The 24,838-nt window shown below is 73.3% G+C and carries 18 protein-coding genes; 12 read left to right on the top strand and 6 right to left on the bottom strand.

The features are described from left to right. Window positions 1-59 precede the first annotated feature (59 nt). From Afe05nite_RS11490 to Afe05nite_RS11475, 4 genes are all read left to right on the top strand, one after another. Window positions 60-521 (top strand): hypothetical protein, encoded by a 462-nt coding sequence (locus Afe05nite_RS11490; RefSeq protein ID WP_203817006.1) that lies wholly within the window; start codon window positions 60-62, stop codon window positions 519-521. Window positions 522-674: 153 nt separating this feature from the next. Continuing rightward, window positions 675-809: a hypothetical protein gene (locus tag Afe05nite_RS44510; RefSeq protein ID WP_275407462.1), complete on the top strand. Its 135-nt coding sequence runs from the start codon at window positions 675-677 to the stop codon at window positions 807-809. A gap of 51 nt (window positions 810-860) precedes the next feature. Next, entirely contained in the window at window positions 861-2,075 is a 1,215-nt protein-coding gene (locus Afe05nite_RS11480; protein WP_203817005.1) for a PP2C family protein-serine/threonine phosphatase, read from the top strand. Beyond that, window positions 2,072-2,437 carry an STAS domain-containing protein gene (locus Afe05nite_RS11475; RefSeq protein WP_203817004.1) on the top strand — a complete coding sequence of 122 codons (366 nt, stop codon included), beginning with the start codon at window positions 2,072-2,074 and terminating at the stop codon, window positions 2,435-2,437. The genes Afe05nite_RS11480 and Afe05nite_RS11475 overlap by 4 nt, the downstream gene beginning before the upstream one ends. Here the strand turns inward: Afe05nite_RS11475 and Afe05nite_RS11470 are convergent. The 4 genes from Afe05nite_RS11470 to Afe05nite_RS11455 form a co-directional block, all read right to left on the bottom strand. Beyond that, window positions 2,413-3,837, bottom strand: a complete 1,425-nt coding sequence (locus Afe05nite_RS11470) for an AI-2E family transporter (protein ID WP_203817003.1) — start codon at window positions 3,835-3,837, stop codon at window positions 2,413-2,415. The genes Afe05nite_RS11475 and Afe05nite_RS11470 overlap by 25 nt on opposite strands. An 82-nt stretch (window positions 3,838-3,919) precedes the next feature. After that, window positions 3,920-4,522 (bottom strand): hypothetical protein, encoded by a 603-nt coding sequence (locus Afe05nite_RS11465; RefSeq protein WP_203817002.1) that lies wholly within the window; start codon window positions 4,520-4,522, stop codon window positions 3,920-3,922. Between the two features lie 226 nt (window positions 4,523-4,748). Then, window positions 4,749-6,131, bottom strand: coding sequence for an RNA polymerase sigma factor (locus Afe05nite_RS11460; RefSeq protein WP_203817001.1), 1,383 nt, complete (start codon window positions 6,129-6,131; stop codon window positions 4,749-4,751). Window positions 6,132-6,176: 45 nt separating this feature from the next. Further along, complete coding sequence (locus tag Afe05nite_RS11455) at window positions 6,177-6,608, bottom strand: YciI family protein (protein WP_203817000.1); 432 nt, start codon at window positions 6,606-6,608, stop codon at window positions 6,177-6,179. A gap of 225 nt (window positions 6,609-6,833) precedes the next feature. On the opposite strand from Afe05nite_RS11455, the gene Afe05nite_RS11450 reads away from it, so the two are divergent. Next, window positions 6,834-9,878: a TIM-barrel domain-containing protein gene (locus Afe05nite_RS11450; protein WP_203816999.1), complete on the top strand. Its 3,045-nt coding sequence runs from the start codon at window positions 6,834-6,836 to the stop codon at window positions 9,876-9,878. Here Afe05nite_RS11450 and Afe05nite_RS11445 read toward each other — a convergent pair. Next, complete coding sequence (locus Afe05nite_RS11445) at window positions 9,865-10,782, bottom strand: NAD(+)/NADH kinase (protein WP_203816998.1); 918 nt, start codon at window positions 10,780-10,782, stop codon at window positions 9,865-9,867. The two genes, Afe05nite_RS11450 and Afe05nite_RS11445, sit on opposite strands and share 14 nt — an antisense overlap. Before the next feature lie 234 nt (window positions 10,783-11,016). Here Afe05nite_RS11445 and Afe05nite_RS11440 point away from each other — a divergent pair, with 234 nt between their 5' ends. The 6 genes from Afe05nite_RS11440 (at window position 11,017) to Afe05nite_RS11415 (ending at window position 18,342) form a co-directional block, all read left to right on the top strand. Then, window positions 11,017-13,524 (top strand): ATP-binding protein, encoded by a 2,508-nt coding sequence (locus tag Afe05nite_RS11440; protein WP_203816997.1) that lies wholly within the window; start codon window positions 11,017-11,019, stop codon window positions 13,522-13,524. 127 nt (window positions 13,525-13,651) lie between these two features. Next, entirely contained in the window at window positions 13,652-14,119 is a 468-nt protein-coding gene (locus Afe05nite_RS11435; RefSeq protein WP_203816996.1) for a DUF4352 domain-containing protein, read from the top strand. Between the two features lie 20 nt (window positions 14,120-14,139). Then, window positions 14,140-15,558 (top strand): hypothetical protein, encoded by a 1,419-nt coding sequence (locus Afe05nite_RS11430; protein ID WP_203816995.1) that lies wholly within the window; start codon window positions 14,140-14,142, stop codon window positions 15,556-15,558. A 53-nt stretch (window positions 15,559-15,611) separates the two neighbouring features. Then, a complete protein-coding gene (locus tag Afe05nite_RS11425; protein ID WP_203816994.1) occupies window positions 15,612-15,920 on the top strand; it encodes a hypothetical protein in 309 nt (102 codons plus the stop codon). A gap of 299 nt (window positions 15,921-16,219) precedes the next feature. Beyond that, window positions 16,220-16,606, top strand: coding sequence for a DUF6394 family protein (locus tag Afe05nite_RS11420; protein WP_203816993.1), 387 nt, complete (start codon window positions 16,220-16,222; stop codon window positions 16,604-16,606). Further along, window positions 16,603-18,342 carry a potassium channel family protein gene (locus Afe05nite_RS11415; RefSeq protein ID WP_203816992.1) on the top strand — a complete coding sequence of 580 codons (1,740 nt, stop codon included), beginning with the start codon at window positions 16,603-16,605 and terminating at the stop codon, window positions 18,340-18,342. The genes Afe05nite_RS11420 and Afe05nite_RS11415 overlap by 4 nt, the downstream gene beginning before the upstream one ends. 73 nt (window positions 18,343-18,415) lie before the next feature. Here Afe05nite_RS11415 and nadE read toward each other — a convergent pair whose 3' ends face one another. Then, a complete protein-coding gene (nadE, locus tag Afe05nite_RS11410) occupies window positions 18,416-19,240 on the bottom strand; it encodes an NAD(+) synthase (protein WP_239117731.1) in 825 nt (274 codons plus the stop codon). 141 nt (window positions 19,241-19,381) lie between these two features. On the opposite strand from nadE, the gene Afe05nite_RS11405 reads away from it, so the two are divergent. Then, the gene (locus Afe05nite_RS11405; RefSeq protein WP_203816990.1) at window positions 19,382-24,640 is read left to right on the top strand and encodes a diguanylate cyclase; all 5,259 of its coding nucleotides are present in this window, start codon (window positions 19,382-19,384) and stop codon (window positions 24,638-24,640) included. Window positions 24,641-24,838: the final 198 nt, after the last annotated feature.

Genomic DNA, 24,838 nt, shown 5'->3' with positions numbered 1-24,838 from the left:
GCCGCCACCCTACCGGGTCACTTGCATCACGCAAGTGGGATCACTAGCGTGATGCAACTATGGACACCGCACCGCTCCACGACGCGTTCCGAGCACTGCAGGAGACCCCGGCCGGCGTGGCCGCCCCGCCGCCCGGCGAGTGGGACGCCGACCACGTGTGGGCGCATGTCTCGCTGATCACCGGCGCCGCCGTCGAGGCCGCCGCCGCGCTCATGGCGGGTTCGCACCCCCACTACGACAGCCGCCTGTCGCACGACAGCTGGACGCTGGACCACGTCGTCGCCGTCGCCGGCGACCCGGCCGGTCTGCGCGAGCGCGTCCGCCGGCAGGGCGAGGCCCTGTGCGCGCTGGCCGCGGCCCTGAGCGACACCGAGCGCGACACCCCCGTGCCCACCCTGTTGGTGGCCGACGGCAAAGTCATGTACGACAAGCCGCTGACCCTGCGCGAGATCCTCACCGGACTGGCCACCGTCGAGCTGCCCGGCCACGCGTCCCAGCTGACCGCCCTGGTGCCGGCCTAGCTCACCGGCCGGCTGGAGATCGCCGGCGTCGCGGCCCGGCCGGGCCGCGGGGTTCACCGATGCGCGACACCGCCCCGGTGAACCGCGAACCGGCGATGTTCTGGCCGGAGCCGCACCTGCAGGCCCGGCGCCGGCAACGGCGACAAGCACGACATGGCGGTCACCCCCGGCTACCGGGAAGCGCTGCCGCAGCAGGTGCGCGCCCACCTGCACTGCCCGGTCGTCGACCGGCTCACCCCGATCACCCAGAAGCACACCATCGAGGGCCTCGTGATGGGCGAGGCGTGACCGGCCGGCCGGTCGGTGCCGGCCGGCGGAACGCCACCTAAAGTGGTGACCATGGACGAAGCGGTCACGGCGCGGTGGTTCGACGCCGTCGGCGACATTCTCCGGCAGTCCCACCTCTGGCGCCCCGACCAGCTGACCACCTACGTCGAGTCGGCGGCCGCCCGGCTGGGCCTGCACACGACCGTCTGGGTGGTCGACTACGAGCAGGTGAGCCTGCGGGCGCTGCCGGTGCCGGGGCGTCCGGTGCCGCCGCCGGTCCCGATCGACGGCACCGCCATGGGCCGCGCCTTCACCCTCGTGCGAACCCGGCGGGCGGACGGCGAGGACCGCTGGTGGGTGCCGATGGTGAACGGCACCGACCGGCTGGGGGTGCTGGAGGTCGCCGGCCCCGGCGCTGCCGACCCCGAGTTCGGGTCCCGCTGCGAGACGCTGGCCGGGCTGATCGGGCATCTCATCACCACCACGTCCGCCCGGGGCGACAGCATCGACCGGGTGCGCCGCACCGCGCCGATGTCGACGGCGGCGGAGATGCTGTGGCGGATGCTGCCGCCGCTGACCGCGAGCTGCGAGCACGCCGTCGTGAGCGCGGTCCTGCAGCCCTGCTACGACGTGGGTGGGGACGGTTTCGACTACGCGATCGACGACGAGACCGCGCAGTTGCTGATCCTCGACGCGGCGGGCAAGGGACTGCCGGCCGGGCTGGCCTGCTCGGTGGCGCTCGCCGCGGTGCGGGCCCGCCGCCGCGCCGGGTACGGGCTGCTCGAACAGGCCCGCGCGGCCGACGAGGCGCTGGCCGAGCAGTTCCCGGACGCCCGGTTCGTCACCGCCGTACTCGTCGAGTTGGATCTGACCGACGGCCGCGTGCGTTATCTGAACGCCGGCCATCCGGCGCCGCTGGTCCTGCGGGCCGGGAAGCTGATCGCGGAACTGTCCGGCGGCCGGCGGCTGCCGCTGGGACTCGGCGGCACCGGCGCCGAGATCGGCGAGAGCGTGATGCGGCCCGGCGACCGGCTGCTGTGCTACAGCGACGGCGTCACCGAGGCCCGCACCGGGACGGGGGAGCGGTTCGGCCGCGACCGCCTGATCGAGGTCACCGAGCGGCACGCCGGCGCCGAGCTTTCGGCCCCGGAGGTGCTCCGCCGACTCGCTCACGAGGTGATGGCCCAGTCGGCCGGCGAGCCCGACGATGATGCGACACTGCTGCTCCTGGAATGGTCCGGGGCGGCCGTGACCAGAACAGTGCCGACGAGCGGAGAACGGGAATGACGGACGAGCGGATCCTCACGGTCGGCGTGGAGGACCTCTCCTCGTCCACCGTCCTGCTGTGCCCGGCCGGCGAGATCGACCGGGACAGCCAGACGGTCCTGCACGAGGCCGCGACGGCGGCCTTCGGCCGGGGCGCCGACCGCCTGATCATCGACCTGACCGAGGTCACCTTCTGCGACTCGGGCGGCCTCAGCCTGTTCGTCCGGCTCGACCGGGAGGCGGCCGCCCGCGGCGGGTCGTTACGGCTGGCCGCCGCCCGACCCGCCGTCCGGGCGATCCTCGACGTGGTCAACTTCGACCGGCTGATGTCCCTGCACGAGACGGTCGCCGAGGCCGTTCAGGCGTCCCGCGCGGAAGGCTGAGCCGGCGCGGCGCCCGACCCACCGGGCTGAACCGGCGCGGTGGCCGTCCCGCCGGGCTGAGCCGCCGAGCCGGCCCGGGCCGGTCCCACCGGGGCGAGCGACGTGTCGTCGGACGGCGGGTCGTGCGGGTCGCGCGCGTCCTCGAGCCGGTCCTCGGCCTCCTCGCGCTCGGCCTCGTCGTCGTCCGTCGGCCTGGTGCCGGGCGGTTCCCGGTCGGCGGTGGGCTGCCCCTCCGGATGACTGACCAGATAGCGGATCGCGGTGTTGAGCACGGCCAGGATCGGGACGGCCACCAGACCGCCGACGATGCCCGCCAGCACCACCCCGGAGGCGATCGCGAGGATCACCGCCAGCGGGTGCAGCGCCACCGCGCGGCCCATGATCAGCGGCTGGAGCACGTGGCCCTCGAGTTGCTGCACGGCGATCACGATGCCGAGCACGATCAGCGCCTTGACCGGGCCGACCGTGACCAGCGCGACGAGCACGGCGACCGCGCCGGTCACGGTCGCGCCGACCACCGGGATGAACGCGCCGAGGAACACCAGCGCCGCGAGCGGCAGGGCGAGGGGTACGCGCAGGATGAACAACCCGGCGCCGATGCCGATCGCGTCGACGAACGCGACGAACACCGTGGCGTGCACGTAGGCGACCAGCGTGTGCCACGAGTAGTGGCCGGCGCGGGCGGTCGGCACGCGGGCCCCGCTGGGCAGCAGCCGGCACAGGAAGCGCCAGATGTCGCCGCCGTCACGCAGGAAGAAGAACAGCGTGAACAGGGTCAGGAAGAAGCCGGCCCCGAGCTCGCCGACCGTCGTGGCGGTGGTCAGGGCGCCGCTGGTGAGGGCCCCGCGGTTGGAGGAGGAGGTGATCGACTCGCGCAGCTGGGTGATCAGATCACTGACCTGGTCCTGGGAGACGTGCAGCGGCCCCCGGGAGAGCCAGTTCTGCACCTCCTGCAGACCGTCGCCGACCTGGGTGCTGAGCGTGCCGAACTCACTGACGAAGGTGTTGACGATCAGACCCAGCCCGCCCAGCACCACCACCAGCGAGCCGACCTCGACGAGCGCGGCGGCGAACGACTTGTTCATGCCCCGGGCCCGCAGCCAGGCGGTCACCGGCTGGAACAGGGCCGCGAGCAGGACCGCCACCGCCACCGGGATGATCACCACCCGCAGCAGGCTGACCACCCGCAACAGCACGTAGACCGCGGCGACGAACAGGATGATCCGCCAGGACCACGCCCCGGCCACCCGGACCGCGCGGGGCAGGCCGTCCTCGATCTTGGGCGACGCGTCCACCATCACCACCGGCGAGTCGGCGACGAACGGCGGGGTGCGGTCGCCACCGGCCGCCTGACGGAGCCGTGTCTGCGCACGCTGCCGAATTTCGTCGATCCAGGCCATCTCGCTCCTTCGCGGACTGAAGAGTCGACCTGCGACTACCCCGCGGGGCTGCGCGGTAACCTCCTCCCGCGCAGGCCCGCGGCTAGGTCGCGCTCGCCGGAGCAGGCGGCTCGGCCGGCGTGACTACGGGGGTGGTCTCCTTGCTGCCCGAGCGGGCCGTCTCCTTGCTGTCCGCTCGGGCGGGCTCCGCGCTGTCCGCTCGGGCCGGCTCCGCGCTGTCCGCTCGGGCCGGCTCGTTGCTGTCCGGGCGGCTGGTGCCCGTGCCTGCCGCCGAACGGACGGCTTCCTGGCCGGCCGAGCGGGCAGCGATGAACCGGTGCAACCGCACCCACTCGCCGTCGAACAGCGTCCCGTAGGCCCGCGCGTCGTCGATCAGGTCGCGCGCCCGGTCGTACTCCCCGGCAAGGAAGGCCGCGCCGGCCGCGGCATTGGCCTGACCGCCCAGCGCACGCAACTCCTCAGCGGTCCGGGCCGTCTTCGGCACCCCACCGTTGCGCGCGACGTGCTCCCGCAGCCAACTCTGCTCGGCCTCGGTCGCCTCAGCGATCTCGAACACGTAACGCAGCGCGTCACCCGCCACGTTCTGATAGGCCGGCCCCCACTGCTCGAACGCCAGAAGCAGTTCCCGCTCCCGAACCCGCACCCGGCGCCGCCCAAGATCGTCGCTCTCGGCCGTCTCGGTCATCCAGTCCCCCCAGGCCTAGATCAAGTGGGCCGCTGCGTACCCCTCGAGCCGGCCACGAAACCACCGGGATCTCTCATGTGGACTCCTGTTTTTCACACTCCGGGGCGGCCGACATATGGGACCGCCGTCCACCTCTCGGGCCCGTGGTCCGCCATGTGGGACCCGGGTCCGAGAACCCCCTGATTTCGGTCAACCGGCCGTCGCGGCGCCGCCGTGGTAGGTCGGGTCAGCCCTTCTCCCGGGAAGATGGGCCCTCCCGGCGCTTCCGAGGCCCGTTGTCCGGCGGCAGCGGGGTGCCGGCGCGGTGGCGGTGGCCGGGCGGGTCAACGGGGCGGGGGAGTGGGGTGGGCAGGGGAGTTCGAGCGCGGGCGGCGCGGTCCAGCAGCAAGGTGCGTTCGCGCTCGTTGCGGGTCAGGGCGGCGGCCCGTTCGAACTCGACACGGGCCTCGTCGGTGCGGCCGAGCCGGCTCAGGAAATCGCCGCGCACGGTGGGCAGCAGGTGGTAGTTCCGCAACTCCGGCACGTCCATCAGCTGGTCCAGCAGTTCCAGGCCGGCCGCCGGCCCGTACGCCATGCAGAGCGCGACCGCCCGGTTCAGCTCGACCACCGGGGAGGGGCCGGCCTCGGCCAGCTTCTCGTAGAGCGCGGCGATGCGCTCCCAGTCGGTGTCGGCGAAGTGGCGGGCGCGGGCGTGCACGGCGGCGATGGCGGCCTGCAGCAGGTAGGGGCCGGGCCGGCCGGCGGCCCGGGCCTCGGCCCGCTCCAGCGCCGCCAGCCCGCGGCGGATCAGCAGCTGGTCCCAGCGGGCCCGGTTCTGGTCGGCGAGCAGGATCGGTACGCCGCCCGGCCCGGTGCGCGCCGCCGCCCGGGACGCCTGGATCTCCATGAGCGCCACCAGGCCGTGCACCTCGGGCTCGCGCGGGGCCAGCCCGGCCAGCACCCGGCCCAGCCGCAGGGCGTCCGCGCACAGCGCCGGCCGCATCCAGTCGTCGCCGGCGGTGGCCGAGTAGCCCTCGTTGAAGATCAGGTAGACGACCTCGAGCACCGACCCGAGCCGGGCCGCGAGCTCGTCGCCCTGCGGCACCTCGAACGGCACCCGCGCCTTGGCCAGCGTCTTCTTCGCCCGTACGATCCGCTGGGCGACCGTGGGTTCGGGCACCAGGAAGGCTCGGGCGATCTCGTCGGTGGTCAGGCCGCCGAGCAGCCGCAGGGTCAGCGCCGTGCGGGCCTCGGTGGACAGCACCGGGTGGCAGGCCACGAACACCAGCCGCAGCAGGTCGTCGCCGATGCCGTCGTCCTCGGCCACCAGCGTGCCGATGTCGGGGGCGGACTCCTCGAGCTCCCGGCCGACCTCGGCGACCTTGCGCCGGTAGGTCTCGGCGCGCCGGATCTGGTCGATGGCGCGCCGCTTGGCCGTGGTCATCAGCCACGCGCCCGGATTGTCGGGCACGCCCTCGGCGGGCCACTGCTCCAGCGCCGCGACCAGGGCGTCCTGCGCCAGTTCCTCGGCCGTGCCGAGGTCACGCACGAGCCTGGCGAGCCCGGCGACGAGCCGGGGCGCCTCGATCCGCCAGACCGTCTCGATCGCGCGGTGGGTTTCGGTGGTCACCGACCTCGTCTACTCCACCGCGCGATCGGAGGCAAACCGCGATGATCAGTCGAAGCGGGCGCCCGCGTCCCGCCGTTCGACGGCTTCGCGCTGCTCGGCGGTCATCTCCTCGGCGAAGTCCTCGGCCTGGACGACCCGGCGGATCTCGATGTTGCTCCGCTCCCCGTCACCCGGGCGCAGGACGGGGAAGCGCTTGAACCACTCGACGCACTCGTCCAGCGATTTCATCTCGACCAGGAAGAAGCCGGCGATCAGCTCCTTGGTCTCGGTGAACGGCCCGTCCACCACGGTCTTGGTCGTGCCGTCGAAGTAGATCCGGGCGCCCTGGGTGCTGGGGTGCAGGCCGTCGGCCGCCAGCAGCACGCCGGCGTCGACCATCTCCTGGATGAAGGCACCCACGACCTCGAACTCCTCGGTGGCGGGCGGCCGGCCGGCTTCGCTCGCCGCCGTCGCCTTGGTGATCACCATGAACCGCATCTCTGTCTCCTCCGTCAGGTGTCTCTCACCGACGCGTCGAACGGCGTGCGGCCCGATCGACATCCGGCCGGAACTTTTTGTCCCGGCCGCTCCGGTTGCCCCGCAGTGCCTGACCCGGCGGGTCTTCGGGCCGGGACCGGCGTCGATCTATTGACTTTTACTACGTTGTAAAGCAATCGTGTCGATCGACGAATGTCGTGCCCGTCCCCACCGAAGGTGTGCGTCATGCTCGATCATGGTCCCGCCCGGTCCGCGGCCGTACTTCTGGTCGCCGGACTGATCCTCGTCCCGTCCGCCCCCGCCCAGGCGCAGAAGCCGAAAGCGGCTCAGGACTCCGCCGTCGTGTCCGGCAACGCCCGCTTCGAGGTGCTGTCGCCCACCCTGATCCGCACCGAGTACTCGAACACCGGCAAGTTCACCGACGCGGCCACGTTCAACGTGGTCGGCCGGGACTCGTTCGCGGCCACCCCGTACCGGACCAGCACCGCCGGCGGCTGGCTGACCATCGACACCTCGGCGCTGACCCTGCGCTACCGGGTCGGCTCCGGATCGTTCGGCGCCGGCAACCTGACCGTGCAGCTCAAGGCCGGGGCGCAGACCGTGCAGGCGGCCCCGTGGGCCGGGCGCGGCACGCCGGACTGCGCGATCGGCAAGCTGTGCGAGGCCGAGTCGATGCTGCTGCGTGGCCCCGGCATCGCCGCCGACCACGCCGGATTCACCGGGTCGGGCTTCGCGGCCGGGTTCCAGAGCACCGGCGACTCGCTCGGGCTGGCCACCGGTCCGGCCTCGGCCGAGACCTATCAACTGAGCGTCCGCTACGCCAACAGCACCGGCGGTGACGGGCAGAACGTGACCCGCACGCTGACCGTGACGGTCGACGGCGGCTCGGCCCGTACCCTCAGCCTCCCGCCGACCGCCAACTGGGACACCTGGGCGGTGGCCACCGTGCCGCTGAGCCTGTCCGCCGGGCGGCACGAGATCACCGTGGTGCGCGGGGCCGGCGACTCCGGCAACGTCAACGTCGACAGCGTCGCCGTGGTGCGGCCGGGCGATCCGTTCCCGGCACCGACCCCGGCGGCCGCGCAGCCGTGCGCGTACGGCTCGGTGTGCGAGGCCGAGACCGGCACCCTGACCGGCGGCGGCAAGTCGGCGGCCGACCACAACGGGTTCGCCGGCACCGGCTTCGTCGCCGGGCTGGAGCGGACCGGGGCCGGCGCCGCCTACTCGGTGACCGGGGTGCCGAGCGCCGGCACCTACCGGGTGCAACTGCGCTACGCCAACGCGAAGGCCGGCAGCCAGCCCATCCAGTCGCGCCCGGTCACGGTCAACGGGGTGTCGGCGACGCTCCCGCCGACCAGCGGCTGGGACTACTGGCGCACCGTCAGCGTGCCGGTCACCCTGGCCGCCGGCACCAACACCGTGACGCTCGGCTGCCCGACCGACGCCAGCTGCAACGTCAACGTCGACACGGTGGCGGTCACCAGCACGAGCTCGCCGCTGCTCGCCCCGCACGCGCCGCTCGGCGGTTACCGGCGGGGCCTCGACGGGGTCGACGGCGGCGCGCTCACCGTGCCCGGCCTGCTCTTCCAGGACGGCTGGTCGCTGCTCGACGACTCCGCCTCGGCCCTGCGCACGACCGCCCCGCGGACCGACCCCGAGCAGGACGGGTACGTCTTCGGGTACGGCCAGAACTACGCGCGCGGCCTGCAGGATCTGTCCACGCTCACCGGTCCGACCAAACTGCTGCCGCAATGGGCGTACGGGGTGTGGTACTCGGAGTACTTCGACCGCACCGCCGCGCAGTTCCAGCAGATCGTCACCCGGGCCAAGGCCGAGGGCGTACCGATGGACGTGCTGGTCGTCGACACCGACTTCAAGTCCCCGGACCGGTGGAACGGCTGGTCGATCGACCCGTCCCGGATCCCCGACCCGCAGGGCTTCGTGGACTGGCTGCACGCCCAGGGGGTGCGAACGGGCCTGAACATCCACCCGAGCATCGGCGGCGCCGACCCGAAGTTCGCGGCGGCGCAGGCCACCGCCAAGGGCAAGCTCCAGCTGAACGGCAGCAACTACGTCTTCGACTGGGGCGACCCCGACCAGCTCGCGGCCTACCTGAAGCTGCACCGCGAGATGGCGCCCAAGGGCCTCGACTTCTGGTGGCTCGACTGGTGCTGCGACGGCTCCAAGTCGACCCTGCCGGGCGTCACCCCGGACGCGTGGATCAACCAGAAGTACGCCGACGAGACCGGTTTCGCCTTCTCCCGGGCGTACGGGTCGCTGTCGGCCGGCGGTTACAGCAGTCCCACCGCCGTACCGACCGGACCGTGGGCGGACAAGCGCACCACCCTGCACTTCACCGGTGACACCATCTCCAACTGGCAGACGCTGCAGTGGGAGGTCGGCTACACCGGCGGCGAGTCGGCGGCGACCGGTCTGGCGTCGATCAGCCACGACATCGGCGGCCACACCAACGGCCTGCAGGAGCCGGGCAGTGAGCCGGGCAGCACCAAACTGCCCGACGACCTGTACGCCCGGTGGGTGCAGCTGGGCACGTTCCAGCCGATCGACCGGCTGCACTCCAACCACAGCGACCGCCTGCCCTGGCAGTACGGGACGGCCGCCAACGCGTCGGCGAAGAAGTTCCTGAACCTGCGCAAGACGCTCCAGCCGTACACCTACAGCGCGGCCACCGAGGCGAACCGCACCGGCCTGCCGATCGTCCGGCCGCTCTACCTGGCCTACCCGGGCGAGCAGGAGGCGTACGCGACGGCCGGCTCCGAGTACCTGTACGGCCCCGACATGCTGGTCGCCCCGGTGACCAGCGCCGGCACCAGCACCACGACCCAGGTCTGGTTCCCGCCCGGCAGCACCTGGACGGACTACTTCACCGGCCGCACGTACGCCGGTGGGACCACCGCCCAGATCACCAACGGCCTGGACACGATGCCGGTGTTCACCCGCTCCGGCGGTCTCGTGCCGACGAGCGCGGGGGTGACCGTCACCGCGGGCGCACCCGGGACCACGGTCCTGCACGAGGCCGGCGGCGACACCCGCCTGACGTACCTCAAGGACCTGGTCCTGATCGGCGGGTCGAAGGCGACCGCGAAGCGGGCGTGGACGGTCACCGTCCGGAACGCCGCCGAGCCCGGCCGGGTCCGGGTCGACGGCCGGCTCACGAAGGCGTGGACCTACGACTCCGGGACGCGGACGTTGACGGTCGAGGTCCCGGAACGGTCAGCGCGGGTGCCGGTGGTCGTCACGTTTCACTGATCTGCGGACCCTGCCGTCGTAGCTCCGGCGGGATCAGCTCCAGCAGCTGGTCCCGCCGCAGCGGCAGGTCGAGCAGGCTGAGCTTGATGCGGCTGCGGCTGGCGTGCTTGCTGGCCGACAGCCGCATCACCTGCGCGGCGTCCGGCCGCATCACCGCGGTCAACTGTTCGCCGCGGCCCAGCTCCCCGGCCACGGTGCCGTCCACGTCGACGGCGATCGGCGCGCTCTCTTCGGCCACGGTGAGCCGCAGCCGCTCGCTCGCACCCAGCACCACCGGGCGGCCGATCCCGGCCATCGGCGCCACCGGGGTGATCACCATGGCCTGCGAGGACGGCGAGAGCACCGGACCGCCGGCGGCGTAGTTGTACGCCGTGGACCCGGTCGGGGTGGACACGATGACGGCGTCGCCCTTGTAGTAGCCGTAGTGCAGGTCGTTCACGGTCAGGTCGACCGAGATCGAGCCGGTTCGCCCGGTGCGGCCCAGCACCACGTCGTTGAAGCCGTACCGGACGTCCGGCCCGGTGCCGACCTCCAGGCACGGATGCGGCTCGATGGTGAAGTCACCGGCGGCGAGCTGGGCGAGCGCACCCGGCAGTTCGGCCGGCGACACCTCGACGAGGAAGCCCAGGTTGCCGTGGTTGACCCCGAGCACCGGCACCGGCCGGGGGATCATCAGCCGCATCGCGCCGAGCATCGTGCCGTCCCCGCCGAGCGAGACGACCGCCCCGACCTGGGCGACGAACTGCTCCTCGGTGACCATCTCGACGGCGGCGGGGACCCGTCCCCGGTCGCTCTCGCGGGCCAGCACCCGCACCGGATGCCCGGCGACGAACGCGAGCAGGGCCTCGACCGACTTCGCCACCGGCTTGCTCGGATGGACGACGAGGCCGACCGCGGACACCATGCCGCCACCCTATTCGCCGCCCGCGCGCCGAGGGAGCAAAGACCAGGATCGGCCCCGCGCTGGGGCGGCGCGGGGCCGATCGCCAATGCCGGCCGGCCAGGGAGCATCGGCTCCCTGACCCCCGTTGGCCGACGACTCGTCGAGTCTCGTGGGTGCGTCCGGGGTCGCGCGCGAAGTCTGGACGAATTTGGACGCGGGTCGGTGGGCCCGGCCCCGGCGCGGCACGATGGTGCGATGCCGCCGCTGGACAAGCCCGACCCGGCCCTCGCCGGGACCGTCGACGACCTGGTCGAACGGCTGCGGCTGCTGAAGATCTGGGCCGGCGACCCGTCCTACGAGACCATCAAGGACCGGGTCAACGCGGCCTGGACCGCGGCCGGGCGGCCGGCCGGGGAGCTGACCAGGCGGTCCACGGTGGCCAACTGCTTCGTGCCAGGACGCCGCCGGCTCAACAACGATCTCGTCCTGGCGGTCGTGCAGGCCCTGCACCCCGACGACGCGTACGTGTCCCAGTGGCGCCAGGCGTTGCGCGTCATCGGCGGCGAGATCGAGGCCGTGTCCCAGGTGCGGGTGCAGGACACGCTGCCCGGTGAGCTGCCCGGCTTCACCGGCCGGGCGGGCGAGCTCGACCGGCTGCGGGCCACCGGCCCGGTCGCGGTGATCGACGGGATGGCCGGGGTCGGCAAGACCCACCTGGCCGTCCGGGCCGGGCACCAGCTGCTCCGCGACAAGCTGGTCGACCGGGTCCTGTTCGTCGATCTGCGGGGCTTCCACCCCGACCCGGGTCAGCCGCCGGCCGACCCCACCGCCGTACTCGACGGCTTTCTCCGCCTCCTCGGCGTGCCCAGCCACCAGATCCCCAACGGTGAGGCGGCCCTGGTCGCGGCCTACCGCGACCGGCTCGCCGGGCGCCGCACCCTGGTGGTCCTCGACAACGCCGCCGACGCCGAGCAGGTCCGCCCGCTGCTGCCGCGGACCCCCGGCGGCCGGGCGCTGATCACCAGCCGGCGCCGCCTCGACGGCCTCGACGGCGCCACCCACCTCGGCGTCGACGTCTTCACCCCGGCCGAGTCGGCCGCGTTCCTGGCCGGGGCGGTCGGCCGGGTGCCGGTCGGCACCGACCCGGAGGCGGCCGCCCGCATCGCCCGCCGCTGCGGTCACCTCCCGCTCGCGCTGAGCCTGATCGCCGGGCACATCCGCGACACCGACGACTGGACGCTCACCGACCACGCCGACCGGCTCGACGAACGGCACCGCGACCGGCGTCTCGACACCGGCGTCGAACTGGCCTTCGACCTGTCCCTGCGACGTCTGCCGGACGGCCACCAGCGGTTGCTCCGGCTGGTGGCGCTGCATCCGGGTCAGGACATCGACGCGTACGCCGCGGCCGCGCTCGCCGGTCTGGAGCTCGGCACCGCGCGGGCCCGGCTCGACCGGCTCAGCGGCGACCACCTGCTGCAGGCCGTCGCCCCCGGCCGCTACGCCCTGCACGACCTGGTCCGCGACCACGCCACCGGCCGGGCCCACGACGAGGATCCGCCGGCCGAGCGGCGGGAGGCGCTGACCCGCCTGTTCGACTACTACCTGACCGCGGCGGCGGGCGCGATGGACACGGTCAACCCGGCCGACAAGCACGCGGCGCCCGGCGGGGTGGTCACCCCCGACCTCAGCACCCCCGACGCGGCGGTGACCTGGCTGAACACCGAGCGGCCGACGCTCATCGCGGTGGCCGGCTACACGGCGGCGCACGGCTGGCCGACGCATACCACGCGACTGGCCCGCACCCTCTACATGTACCTGACCGACGGCCACCACAGCGCCGGCCTGCGGGTGCACGGCTACGCCTACCGGGCCGCGAGCACGATGGGCGATCCGGCCGCGCAGGCCCGTGCCCTGACCGACCAGGCGATCATGTACCTGCACCGGGGCGAGATGGCCACCGGCATCGACCAGTTGCACCGGGCGCTCGCTCTCTACGGCACCGGCCACCCCGAGGAGCAGGCCCGCATCCTCAACAACCTGGCCGACGTCGAGGAACGGGCCGGCCACCACGACCTCGCCGTCGACCACCAGAGACACGCCCTCGCGCTGAGCCGCGCGGCCGCCGACCGCAACGGCGAGAGCCGGGCGCTGTGCGGCCTCGGCATCCTCGAGGAACGGGCCGGACGGTACGAGGCGGCCGGCGCCCACTACCGGGCGGCGCTCGAACTGGCGCGGCTGGCCGGCAGCCGGTCCGGCGAGGCCAACCTGCTCAACGGCATCGGCGGCATCGAGATGCGCCTCGGCCGGCCCGACTCGGCGCGCCGCCACCTCGCCGAGGGACTCGCCCTCAGCCGGCGGTTCGGCCTGCGGGTGCGCCAGGCCGAGATCCTCGACAGCCTCGGGCTGCTGCACCTCACCACGGGCCGGCTCGACCGGGCCGCCGACGCGCTCGGGCAGGCGCTGCGGATCTACGAGGAGGTCGGCGACCGCGACGGGGTGGCGTGGGCCCACAACGGGCTGGGCGAGGTGGCCGTCCGGGCCGGCCGGTTCGCCGACGCGCTCGGCCACCATCGCGCCGCCGACGCGGTGGCGACCGAGGTCGACGACCGCACCCAGCAGGCCCGGGCCCATGCCGGTCTCGGGCACGCGCACCGCGGTCTCGGCAATCCCGCCCGCGCCCGTGAGCACTACGAACAGGCCGTCGCCAGCTACGCCGCGGCCGGCATGCCGGAGGCCGACGACCTCCGCGCCCTCCTGTGACCCGCCCCCTCGCCGGGCGCGGCGGCTTCAGGTGTCGGGCGCGGCCGCTTCGCTCGCCGGGCGCGGCCGCTTGAGTTGTCGGGCGCGGCTGCTTCAGTGGCGGGCCGGGCTGCCGAAAGGGTGCGGCATGCGACGTGCCTGGCTCACCCTCTCGGCGGTTACGGTCCTGCTCGGGGGATGTTCCGACGCTGCCCCACCGGTGCCCGACCGAACCGTCAAGACCGGCACGATGGGGGCCGCGGTCACCCGGGAGGGCATCTTCGAATACACGGTCGGCTCGGTCGACTGCGCCGGCTCGGCGCCCCGGCTCTGCACCGTCGGCCTCACGGTGCACAACCTCAGCGGTACGCCGCGCAAGCCCGGGATCTCGTTCGCCAAACTGTACGACGCCCGGGGAACCGCCTACCTCGCCGACGCGCTCGCCCAGATCAGGGGCGACACGAGGCTGCTCGACGACCTGGCCGCGGGCGCCGCCGTCGCCGATCGGCTCTACTACGACGTGCCCGCGGACGCGACGATCAGCAAGCTCGAGCTACGTGAGGAACCCTCGTCGCCGGGCATCACCATCGATGTGCCCGGGCGGCGGAACACGTAGCCGGCACGGTACCGTGCGTCATGTCCGAAGTCCCGCGAATCCGCCCGCAGGCCTACTCGCAGCCGCCCGCCGCCCCACCGGCTGCTCCGCCGGGGGCCCCGTCAACCGTGCCGTCAGCTGCGTCGCCGGCCGGGCCGCCGCCGGGGCCGGGGGTGCGCTCGCCGCGCAGGATCGCGCTGCTGATCGGGCTCGCGGTGGTGCTCGTGGCGGTCCTCGCCGGGGTCGTGCTGGTGGTGCGGGGCGCGTCGGGCGGCGGGACTCAGGCGAGCCCGACCACGGCGTACACAAATGGTGGCAATCCGGCGACAGTCGAAACGAACAGTGCCGCCGCTGAACGCGACGCCGCCGAGGAACGGGTCCGCGCGGCCATCGGGGAGGCGCTGACCACGCAGTCGGTGGCGCTGCTGACCGGGGACAAGGGCAAGTTCGTCAGCCTCGCCGACGCCGAGGCCGAACTGGTCGCGCCCTGGCTGACCGACCGGTTCACCTCGCTGCGCGCCCTCGGCATCACCCGGTGGAGTCCCACGGTCTCCTCGATCACCGAGACCGGCACCGCCCGCTGGTCGGCCGTCGTGGACGTCGACTACTGCTTCGCCGACCCGTGCCCGCGCAGCCTGAATCAGCCGTTGCACACGATGTGGAACCTGGGCGACCCGGCCGGCCCCAGGCTGACCGAGATCTACCCCGGCCGCACCGGCCGCACCGCACCGCCGTGGACCCAGTCGGTGCTCAAGGCGCTGGCCGGCAACCGGGTGGTCGTCGCGGCCACCGCCGCCAACGCCGGCCGGATGTCGGCCACCCTCGCCGACGCCGAGGCCGCCGCCGGGGTGGCCGACCGGTTCGGCGGCGACGTCAGACCCGGGAAGTACGTGATCTATCTGGCCGGTGACAAAGAATGGGGCAAGTGGCCGTACGGCGACGAGGGCCGGTGGGTGGCCGGCTACGCCCAGCCGGAATCCGAGTCGACCGTGGTCAGACTGTCCGCGCTCGGCACGATCGGCCTGGGCGCGCTGCTCCGCCACGAACTGACCCACGTGGCCAGCCTGGCCGGCCGGTCCGTCGAGGTGCCGGGGGCCGACGGCTGGTGGCTGACCGAGGGCCTGGCCGAATACGCGACCAGCGGCGACCAGCCGTTCACCGCGTACCCCCGGCGAGCCGAGACCGCCACCTTCGTCCGCTCCGTCAAGGGTGACCTGAACGTCGGCGGACCGGCCGCGAAGTCCTCGGCCCGCGACGCGTCGGCCCGTTACGGCGCCGCCTACCTGGGCGTCCAGTGCCTGTTCCAGACGTACGGCGCGGAGAAGACGATGACGTTCTTCCACGCCGTGGCGGTGAACGGCACCTCCTTGAGCAACACCGCCCCGCAGGTGCTCGGCACACCATGGCCCGACGTCAGCAGCACCTGCACCGCCAGGATCCGCCGGCTGGTCGGCCCCTGACCCGCCGCAGCCGGCTCCGGCGTTGCCGCCTGAGCCGCGGTAACGTCCCGCGGATGGGTCAGGAACCGCCGGCGCGCACCGAGGACGGCCACTTCGTCATCATCTCCGGCCGGCGCTGGCGGGCCACCGACCCCGCCATCCCCGAGGACGTGGCCGCCGTCCTGCGCCGCGCCCTGATGTCCGCCCGGCGCGACGTCGGCACGGCCAAGCGCGCCGGCCAGGACCCGGCCCCGGCCCGCGTCCGGGTGCAGGCCGCCAAAGTGGCACTCGGCGAACGCGGCACCCCGTGGTGGGAGCAGACCCTCGACCAGCGCCGGCAACGCTGGGAGCAGGGATTGGCGGATTTCCCGGACCCACCCTGACCCACCCTGACCCGCCGATTCCGCGCGGGCGCCGGGCCGCCGCCGGCCCCATGCCGGCCGATTCCTGCGCCTTCCCACTGCTTGGCCGGCCCGTTCATCTGCTGGGACGCCCCTCGGCACACCTCCGACGTTGCGCGCATCGCCTGCCCGAAACGGCAAGGTCATCCCTCGTTCAGTGAAGAGGTGGCTCCGCCGTCCCGGAGACCCCTTCTTCACAGAAGACGACGTCTCCCTCGGCGCCGCCCCGGCAGTGGGCCGACCGAAGTGCCGCCGGGGAACTGAGGCACTAGCGTGATCCCATGAGTTTGGAAAAGGTGGTCTTCGGCTTCTTCGTGCTGCTGGCGGCCACCCTGAACCTCGGGTTCTTCATCGGGGACATCTCCGACCCGACGCTGCACAGCGTCTACGAGCTGTTCGCGGCCGTGGTGGTCAGCCTGATCGCCACGGTCCTGAAGTTCGGCGACCGCACCCAGATCGGCGCGGTCCACCTGGCCACCAGCCTGGTCGCCGACCTTCAGCTGATCGCGGCCGCTCTGATGTGGGCGTACGCCACGCAGGTCTCGTCGCAGGGACTGGACGCCGCGGCGACGGCCGGGGTCGTGTCGCTGTCCGGCGGGGCGCTGCTGGCCAACCTCGTCTCGGTCGCGCTGCTGGTGATCGAGACCGTGTCGTTCCACCGCCGATGACCCCGCAGCGGCCCGGGCAGCGGCACCGGCACCGGCACGGGCGGCGCCTGTCGGCCCGTTACACGGAGACGTCGCCGACCATCTTCCTGCTGCTGCGGCGGATGCGGGCGCCGCTGATCGTGCTGATCGTGATCTTCTCGGTGAGCGTGCTCGGGCTGACGCTGGTGCCGCCCGGCATGACCTTCTTCGACGCGTTCTACTTCATGAGCTACACGGCCACCACGATCGGGTACGGCGAGCTGCCGCAGCCGTTCTCGGGAGCACAGCGGCTGTGGGTCATGTCGACCATCTACCTGACCGTGATCGGCTGGACGTACGTCGTCGGCTCGCTGCTGGCGCTCCTCGGGGACCGTACGTTCCGGCAGGCCATCGCGTTGCGCCGGTTCACCCGCACGGTCAACCGGCTGCGCGAGCCGTTCCTGCTGATCGCCGGCTACGGCCAGACCGGGCAGCTGCTGGGCCGGGCGCTCGACTCGCTGGGCCGCCGGCTGGTGGTGCTCGACCGGTCCAGCGAGCGGGTCGACTCGCTCGACATCGACGCCTACTACGCCGACGTGCCGGGCCTCACCGGGGACGCCGCCGACCCGCGCACCCTCGACCTGGCCGGTCTGGAGCACCCGTTCTGCGAGGGGGTGCTGGCGCTCACCGACGACGACGAGACCAACCTGGCGATCGCGATGACGGCCGCGCTGATCCGCCCGGAGCTGACCGTGGTCGCCCGCGCCCTGTCGCCGGCCGTCGAGCACCGGATGCGCGCGTTCGGCTCGCCCACGGTGGTCAACCCGTTCGACCGGTTCGGCGACCACGTGCGGCTGGCGCTGCACGCGCCCACCTCGTACCAGATGATGTCCTGGCTGGTCCGCGGGCCGGGGGCGGAACTACCGGAACCGGGTCGCGCGCCCGCCTCCGGACGCTGGATCGTGTGCGGCTTCGGCCGGTTCGGCCACAAGATCGTCGAGGATCTGCGCGCCGACGGCCTCGAGGTCACGATCGTCGACGTGGCCTGCGCCGAGCCGGGCGTCATCGTCGGGGACGCGTCCGACCCGGCCGTGCTGGAGCGCACCGATCCGGCCGGCGCGGCCGGCTTCGTGGCCGGCACCGACAACGACACCACCAACCTGTCGCTGATCGCGGCCGCCCGCCGGCACAATCCGGGCCTGTTCATCGCCGCCCGGCAGAACCACCGGGCCAGCGCGCCGCTGTTCGAGGCGATCGGCGCCGACTGGGTGATGGTCGCCGCCGAGGTCGTCTCCCGCGAGATCTACGCGCAGCTCAGCTCGCCGTTGCTGTGGCGGTTCCTGCGGGAGATGCCGGCCCGGGGCGACGACTGGGCGCAACAGCTCCTCGACCGGCTCCAGGCGCACTGCGGCAGCCGGCTGGGCAGCGTCTGGAAGGTCACGCTCACCGACGCCGAGACGCCCACCCTCGGGCCGTGGCTCGCCGGCGGCGACGCCCGGCTCGGTGACCTGGTCCGCAGCCCGCAGAACCGCGACCGCCCGCTCGCCGCCGTGCCGCTGATGGCGCTGCGCGGTGACGAGACCGTGCTCGGCCCGGAGGACGATTTCTCCCTGCGGCCGGACGACCAGCTGCTGTTCGTCGGGCATCCGGCGGCCCGGCGGTCGCTGGTGGACACCGTGACCAACCGGGCGGTGGGGGACTACGTCCTCTTCGACCGCAACGTGCCGGCCGGCTGGCTCTGGCAGCGACTGACCCGGCGCGTGCCGCACGCGGGCTGATCGGCCCGCACGGTCGCGGAGGCCGGGGCGGCCACCAGCTTCGAGCCGGACGGCGGTGGGGCCGGCGGGCTCGTCAGGAGCGCCACCAGTCGTCGAACGGGGTGACCGGGAGGGCGCGCTTGTGCCGGGTGGCCAGGAACACCGACTCCAGCCGGGCCGCGACCGCCGGCTCGACGTCGGCACCGGTCAGGTAGTCGTCGATCTCCGCGTACGTCAGGCCCAGGGCCACCTCGTCGGGCAGGGCCGGCCGATCGTCCTCGAGGTCCGCCGTGGGCACCTTCTGCCAGGTGCTCGCCGGCGCGCCCAGCTCGCGCAGCAGCTCACCGCCCTGCCGCTTGGTGAGGCCGGTGAGCGGCGTGACATCCACCCCACCATCACCATATTTCGTGAAGAATCCGGTCACCGCCTCGGCGGCGTGATCCGTGCCGACCACCAGCAGGTTGAGCTGGCCGGCGATCGCGTACTGGATCATCATGCGCTCGCGGGCCTTGAGATTGCCCCGTACGAAATCCCGCAGTTGATCTCCCAGAGCCCGCGCCACCTCGGCCGCCGTCGCGTCCGCACCCGCCTTGACGTTCGCCTCGACCGACCGGTCGGGCCGGATGAAGTCCAGCGCGATCCGCGCGTCGTGCTCGTCGGCCTGCACCCCGTAGGGCAGCCGGACCGCCACGAACGTCGCCTCCCGGCCCTCGCCGCGGGTCTGCTCGACGGCCAGCTGGCACAGCCGGCCGGTCAGGGTGCTGTCCTGGCCGCCACTGATCCCGAGCACGAAGCCCCGCGCCGGACTGGCGCGCAGGTAGTCGACCAGGAAATCGACCCGGCGGCGGATCTCACCCTTCGGGTCGATGATCGGCTGGACCCGGAGTTCGGCCAGAATGTCGGCCCGTAGATCAGTCACGATCCGCACTGTACCGGCGTGCCAAGTTCCGGCCGGAGCCTGGCGAAACTCGAATCGATCGTCCCCCATCCCGCATCATCCCTGGCATCACCCGAAGGCAACGGCGTAGCTTCCGATTAGCCGTCTACCGGGAAGGGCACGTTGACCGCGATCTTCGGCACCGCGCCGGGGTCACTCTCCGACCTGGAGGTGATCTCGGAGCTGGGTCGCGGGGCGGAAACGGTGGTCTACCGCGTCCGCCGGCACGGGGGCGACTACACCCTGAAGGTCCTGACCGCCCCGGACGCGGTCAAGGCCTACCCGGCGGTCCGCCGCGAGGCCGCCCTGCTCGGCCACGTCGGGCACCCGCTGCTGCCGCGCATCTTCGAGGTCGGCCTGAGCACCGCCGGGCCCTACCTGATCCTCGAGTACATCGACGGCTTCCCGCTGTCCGAGCTGCTGCGCCGCGGCCCGCTCGACGAGACGTCCGCGGTCCGCCTCGCCATGGACGTGGCCGGGCCGCTCGCCGCCGCCCACCGCGCCGGCCTGGTGCACCGCGACGTCAAACCGGACAACGTGATCGTCGAACCGGCCGGCACCGGCCGCCTCATCGACTTCGGGCTGGCCGCGCGCGGGGGAGTGCACGACGAGCGCGTCGCCGGCACGCTGCTCTACTGCGCGCCCGAGCAGACCGGCATGCTCAAACGCCCGGTCGACGGCCGCTCCGACCTCTACGCCCTGGGTGTCCTGCTCTACGAGTGCCTCACCGGCCGGTTGCCCTACCGCGCCAAGGACGCCGGCGAGCTGATCCGGCTGCACGCCACCGCACCGATCCCCGACGTGCGGGAGCTCAGCCCGCGGCTCTCGCCGACCATCGCCGGGATCGTCGCCACGCTGATGGCCAAGGACCCCGACGACCGCTACCAGAGCGGCGAGAGCCTGCTCGGCGACCTCGACCGGCTCGCCGACGACCCGGCCGCCACCCTGATCGTGGCCACCGACCAGCGCGGCGTACAGCCGATGGGCACGCAACGGCTGATCGGGCGCGACGAGGAGGTGATCACGCTCGCCCACCGATGGCTGCGGGCCCGCGACGGCAACGGCGGGGCGGTGATCGTCGAGGGGCCGGCCGGGGCGGGCAAGACCCGGCTCGTGCGCGAGCTGACCGACGCGGTCGACTCCGACGGCGATCTCACCCTCTACGGCAAGTGCGTCCCCGACGATCCGGTGCCGCTGGCCCCGCTGCGCGGTGCGGTCGAGCGATTCCTGCGGACGGTCGGCAAGCTGCCCCCGGCCGAGCGGGAGCGGGCCGCCGAGCGGTTGCGGCGCGCCGCCGGCCGCGGTGGCCCGCTGCTGCGCACCCTGTCCCCGCTGCTCGCCGATCTCGTGCCGGCCCCCGACATCGGCGAGCTCAACCGCCACGAGCAGTTCGTCACCGCGGTGGCGTCCTTCCTGATCGGACTCGCCGACGAGTTCCAGGGCACCGTCCTGCACATCGACGACATCCAGTGGCTCGACGACTCCACCCGGCGGGTGCTGCAGCGCGTCACCAGCCGGCTCACCGGCACCCCCCTGCTGGTCATCGCGACCAGCCGGGACGACGGCGACAACGTGGCCGCGCTCGACCGCTTCGGCTCCGACATGGACGCCACCCTCGACACCCGCGTCCAGCTGCGCCCGCTCGACCGGCAAGCCACGATGGAGCTGGTCGCCGAACTGCTCGGGGCCGCCCAGCTGCCCGGCGAGCACATCGAGGAACTGGCCGTGCGGGCCGGCGGCAACCCGTTCACCGTCGGCGAGTACGTGCGTGCCGTCTTCGACGCCGGCCTGCTCACCCCGTCGTGGGGCGGCTGGCAGCTCGACCAGGCCGGCCTCGACCGCCTGGAGGTCACCGGCGACGCCATCGACCTGGTGCTCAAGCGCATCGACGGCCTCGGCGCGGACAGCCGCCGCCTGCTGGTCGCGGCCGCCGCCGGGGGCCGCTCGTTCCCGACCGACCTGGTCGCCGCCGTCTGCGACATCGACCCGCGCTGGGCCCGCTCGATGCTCGCCGAGGCCGAGTCCCGCCGGCTGGTCACCGCCACCGGCAGCAACGGCTACCGCTTCCTGCACGACCGCATCCGCGAGGCGCTGCTGGTCGGCCTCGACGCCGACGTCATGCGGCAGCTGCACCAGCGCATCGCCGAGGTCCTCGAGGCGGCCGCCCCCGACGACCCGCGGTACGTCTACGCGATCGCCCGGCACTACGCCCTCGGCGAGAAGGACCGCCACCCCAAACGCGTCTACCTCTCCGGCTACGCCGCCGGCCGGCTCGCCCTCAGCGAGCACGCCCCGGCCCAGGCCCGCGAGTTCCTGGAGGTGGCCGCGGCCGCCGCGGCCGGCGCCGGGGTCACCCCGCAGGCCTCCTTCCAGCTCGCGCTCGGCGTCGCGTGCGCCCGTTCCGGCCGCTTCGTGGAGGCGTTGCGGCACCTCGACGACGCGCTGCGCGGCGAGTCCGACAAACTGCGCCGCGCCGAGATCCGGGCCCAGATCGCCATGGTCCACAACAGCTCCTGGAACCCCGACCGGGCCTTCGACGCGGTCCGCCGCGGCCTCGCCGAGCTGGGCGCGCCGCTGCCGCGCGGCAAGGCCGGCCTCATCCTGACCACCCTCTGGTCGGTGCTGCTCGGCCTGCTCGTCGGCCGCACCAAGCTGGGCTTCGGCACCGCGCGCGGCCGCGACCGCGACCGCTACCGCCAGCAGGCCGTCCTCTTCGACATCGCCACCCTCGCGCTGTCCATGCGGATGCGCCGCGCCATGCGCGCCACCCTGAGCCTGCGCGCCCTCTACCCGATCAACCGGCTCGGCCCCGGCCGGGAGTACGCGCAGCACATGGCCGGTCTGGGCGTCATCGCCGACGTCGCCCGGCGGCCCCGGCTGGCGGCCTTCCTCTTCGACCGGGCCACCGCGGTCGCCGCCGACCTCGGCGACCCGCAACTGGTCGCCTACGTCGCCTGGAAACGGGGAGCGGGCAGCCACCTCGCCGGCCGTGACGACGAGGCCAACATCTGGAACCGCGCGCTGATCGAGCACGAACGCTGGTTCGAGCTCGGCGACTACCTGACCGGCGTCTCCACCGTGGCCATGAAGTACTTCAAACGCGGCTGCACCGCCGAGGCCGAGGTCTGGTACAAGCGGGGCCGGGCCCACCTCGGCCCCGGCGCCGAGGCCGAGGGCGCGGCGATCAGCGCGGTCGGCGCGGTCATCGCCGCCCAGCGCGGCCGCCGGGACGAGGCCGAGGAGAAGATCGAGGCGCTGCGCCGGTTCCTGCGGGCCAACCCCGACAACCCGATGCAACTGATCAATCTGTACGGGGCCCGGATGGTCGCCCTGGTCGAACGGGGCGAGCTCGGCGAGCCGTTCGAACAGCTCACCACCGAGTTCGCGACACTCGGCCTGAAACCCGCGGCCATGGTCCCCGAACAGCGCGTCTACTACGTCTACGAGGCCCTCGGCCGGCTCGCCCAGTGCCGCGAAGGCGGCAACATCGTCGCCGCCGAGCGGGTCGTCGACGCCCTCGGCAGGATGGCCGACACCAAGCCGCTGCGGGCCTTCCACCTGGTCGCCCGCGCCGACCTGCAACTGCTGCGCGCCCGTCCCGCCGAGGCCGTCCGCATCCTCTCCGGGATCGACGCCGCCCTGGTCCCGCTCGAAGCGCCGCTGGTCGCCTACGAGGCCGCCCGGGTGCGCGCCCGCGCCTTCGAGACCCTCGACCAGCCCGGCCCGGCCACCCAGCAGGCCAAGCTCGCCCAGATGATCGCCGTCGAGCAGCAGTGGCCGCAGCGCATCCATTGGATCACCGACGAGTTCCGCATCTCCCAGCACACGTCGACCCAGCACAGCTCGCCGCTCAGCACCGACGAGCCGCCGCCGCCCCCGGCCGCCCCGCCGCTGGACGCCGACCGTTTCCAGCGCCGCCTCGAGGCGCTGCAGCAGGTGAGCCTCGCCTCGGCGACCGTGCTGCACCCCCGTGGGCTGGCCCGGGTCGCGCTCGACGAGACGTTGCGCATCCTCGGTGCCGAACGCGCCTACCTCTTCCTGTTCGACCGGGAGCTCGACAAACTGACCCCGCTGGTCGGCCGGGACGCCCGCGGCAACGACATCGTCGAGCTGACCGGTTACAGCTCCACCCTCGTCGAACGGGTCCGCCGGTCCGGCGAGGCCCTGGTGATGACCGGCAGCGAGGAGGGCGTGGCGCTCGGCTCGCACAGCGTCGAGGTGCACGGCCTGCGTAGCATCCTGATCGCCCCGCTGCACCTCAACGGCCGCCTCCGAGGGGTCGTCTACCTCGACAGCCGGGTCGCCAAGGGCGTGTTCACCGGCGACGACGTCGACATCCTCAAAGCCATCACCAACCACATCGCCGTCTCCCTGGAAACCGCCCGCGCCGCCCAGCTGGAGGTCGCCGTCCAGACCGCCCGCCGCCAGCGCGACGTCGCCGAGACGCTGCGGGCCGCGATGGCCGACCAGAACTCCTCCCTCGACCCCGACGACGTGATGCACCGCCTGCTGGCCAGCCTGGCCCGCACCCTCGGCGGCGACCGGGCCGCCCTGCTCACCTTCGACCAGGACCACCTGCTGGTCGCCGCCACGCACGGCCCGGCCGCCCCCCTCGGCACCCGGCTGCGCACCCTGCCGGCCGACCTGCGCGGCCTGGCCGGCCCCCGCGTACGCAGCGTCTTCCCGGGCGACCGCCCCCCGTTCGACGGCATCCTCGGTGCCACCCGCTGCTGGTGGGCACACCGCGCCGACCAGCGCGGCGCCCCGTACGGCATCCTGCTGGTCGGCGCCAGCGACGAGGGCGTGATGACCGAGGCCCAGGTCCAGATGGCCGCCGCGATCGCCGACCAGGGCATGACCGCCTACGAGAACGCCCGCCTGTTCAGCCAGGTCCGCAAGATGGCCACCACCGACGGCCTGACCGGCCTGTTCAACCGCAACCACTTCTTCGCCGAGGCCGACCGCCTGCTGCTGGCCGCCCGCCCCCGGCACGAGCCGATCGCCGCCATCATGGTCGACATAGACCACTTCAAACGCATCAACGACACGTACGGCCACCCCGTCGGCGACGAGGTGATCCGCACCGTCGCCGGCCGCCTGCGCGACGCCCTGGCCGACGGCGACGTGGTGGGCCGCTACGGTGGCGAGGAGTTCGCCGTGGTCACCCCCTCGGCCCTCGCCCTCGATCTGGCCGACCGCCTCCACCAGGCCGTCTCCGGCCCCCCGATCCCCACCGAAGCCGGCGACCTGCCCGTGACCATCAGCGTCGGCCTCGCCCACCTGCACGACACCGACACCGACCTGCGCCAGCTGCTGGCCCGCGCCGACAGCGCCCTCTACCAGGCCAAACACACCGGCCGCAACCGCGTCTGCGTCGCCTAGCCGACCCCGTGCCGGCCACCCCTCCTCAGCCCCTCCTCGGGCCCGTCCCGTCCCGCCCGTCCCGCCCGTTCCGCCCGTTCCGCCCGTTCCGCCCGTTCCGCCCGTTCCGCCCCGCCGCGGCCGGCCGCGGCGCGCCGCCCCAACGCTTCCCGACAGATGGCCGAACCCCATCCCCCCCCCGGCGGCCCGCGGCAGGTC

This window comes from Paractinoplanes ferrugineus (genome assembly GCF_016862195.1).
GTDB classification, from domain to species: domain Bacteria; phylum Actinomycetota; class Actinomycetes; order Mycobacteriales; family Micromonosporaceae; genus Actinoplanes; species Actinoplanes ferrugineus.
The sequence above is the reverse complement of the archived record's forward strand: the minus strand, read 5'-3'. Positions and strand labels throughout refer to the sequence as shown.

What these genes read in the sequence shown, in the direction of transcription:
- Afe05nite_RS11490 (WP_203817006.1), top strand. Translation starts at nt 60, where the DNA reads ATGGACACCGCACCGCTCCACGACGCGTTCCGAGCACTGCAGGAGACC.
- Afe05nite_RS44510 (WP_275407462.1), top strand. Translation starts at nt 675, where the DNA reads ATGGCGGTCACCCCCGGCTACCGGGAAGCGCTGCCGCAGCAGGTGCGC.
- Afe05nite_RS11480 (WP_203817005.1), top strand. Translation starts at nt 861, where the DNA reads ATGGACGAAGCGGTCACGGCGCGGTGGTTCGACGCCGTCGGCGACATT.
- Afe05nite_RS11475 (WP_203817004.1), top strand. Translation starts at nt 2,072, where the DNA reads ATGACGGACGAGCGGATCCTCACGGTCGGCGTGGAGGACCTCTCCTCG.
- Afe05nite_RS11470 (WP_203817003.1), bottom strand. Translation starts at nt 3,837, where the DNA reads ATGGCCTGGATCGACGAAATTCGGCAGCGTGCGCAGACACGGCTCCGT.
- Afe05nite_RS11465 (WP_203817002.1), bottom strand. Translation starts at nt 4,522, where the DNA reads ATGACCGAGACGGCCGAGAGCGACGATCTTGGGCGGCGCCGGGTGCGG.
- Afe05nite_RS11455 (WP_203817000.1), bottom strand. Translation starts at nt 6,608, where the DNA reads ATGCGGTTCATGGTGATCACCAAGGCGACGGCGGCGAGCGAAGCCGGC.
- Afe05nite_RS11450 (WP_203816999.1), top strand. Translation starts at nt 6,834, where the DNA reads ATGCTCGATCATGGTCCCGCCCGGTCCGCGGCCGTACTTCTGGTCGCC.
- Afe05nite_RS11445 (WP_203816998.1), bottom strand. Translation starts at nt 10,782, where the DNA reads ATGGTGTCCGCGGTCGGCCTCGTCGTCCATCCGAGCAAGCCGGTGGCG.
- Afe05nite_RS11440 (WP_203816997.1), top strand. Translation starts at nt 11,017, where the DNA reads ATGCCGCCGCTGGACAAGCCCGACCCGGCCCTCGCCGGGACCGTCGAC.
- Afe05nite_RS11435 (WP_203816996.1), top strand. Translation starts at nt 13,652, where the DNA reads ATGCGACGTGCCTGGCTCACCCTCTCGGCGGTTACGGTCCTGCTCGGG.
- Afe05nite_RS11430 (WP_203816995.1), top strand. Translation starts at nt 14,140, where the DNA reads ATGTCCGAAGTCCCGCGAATCCGCCCGCAGGCCTACTCGCAGCCGCCC.
- Afe05nite_RS11425 (WP_203816994.1), top strand. Translation starts at nt 15,612, where the DNA reads ATGGGTCAGGAACCGCCGGCGCGCACCGAGGACGGCCACTTCGTCATC.
- Afe05nite_RS11420 (WP_203816993.1), top strand. Translation starts at nt 16,220, where the DNA reads ATGAGTTTGGAAAAGGTGGTCTTCGGCTTCTTCGTGCTGCTGGCGGCC.
- Afe05nite_RS11415 (WP_203816992.1), top strand. Translation starts at nt 16,603, where the DNA reads ATGACCCCGCAGCGGCCCGGGCAGCGGCACCGGCACCGGCACGGGCGG.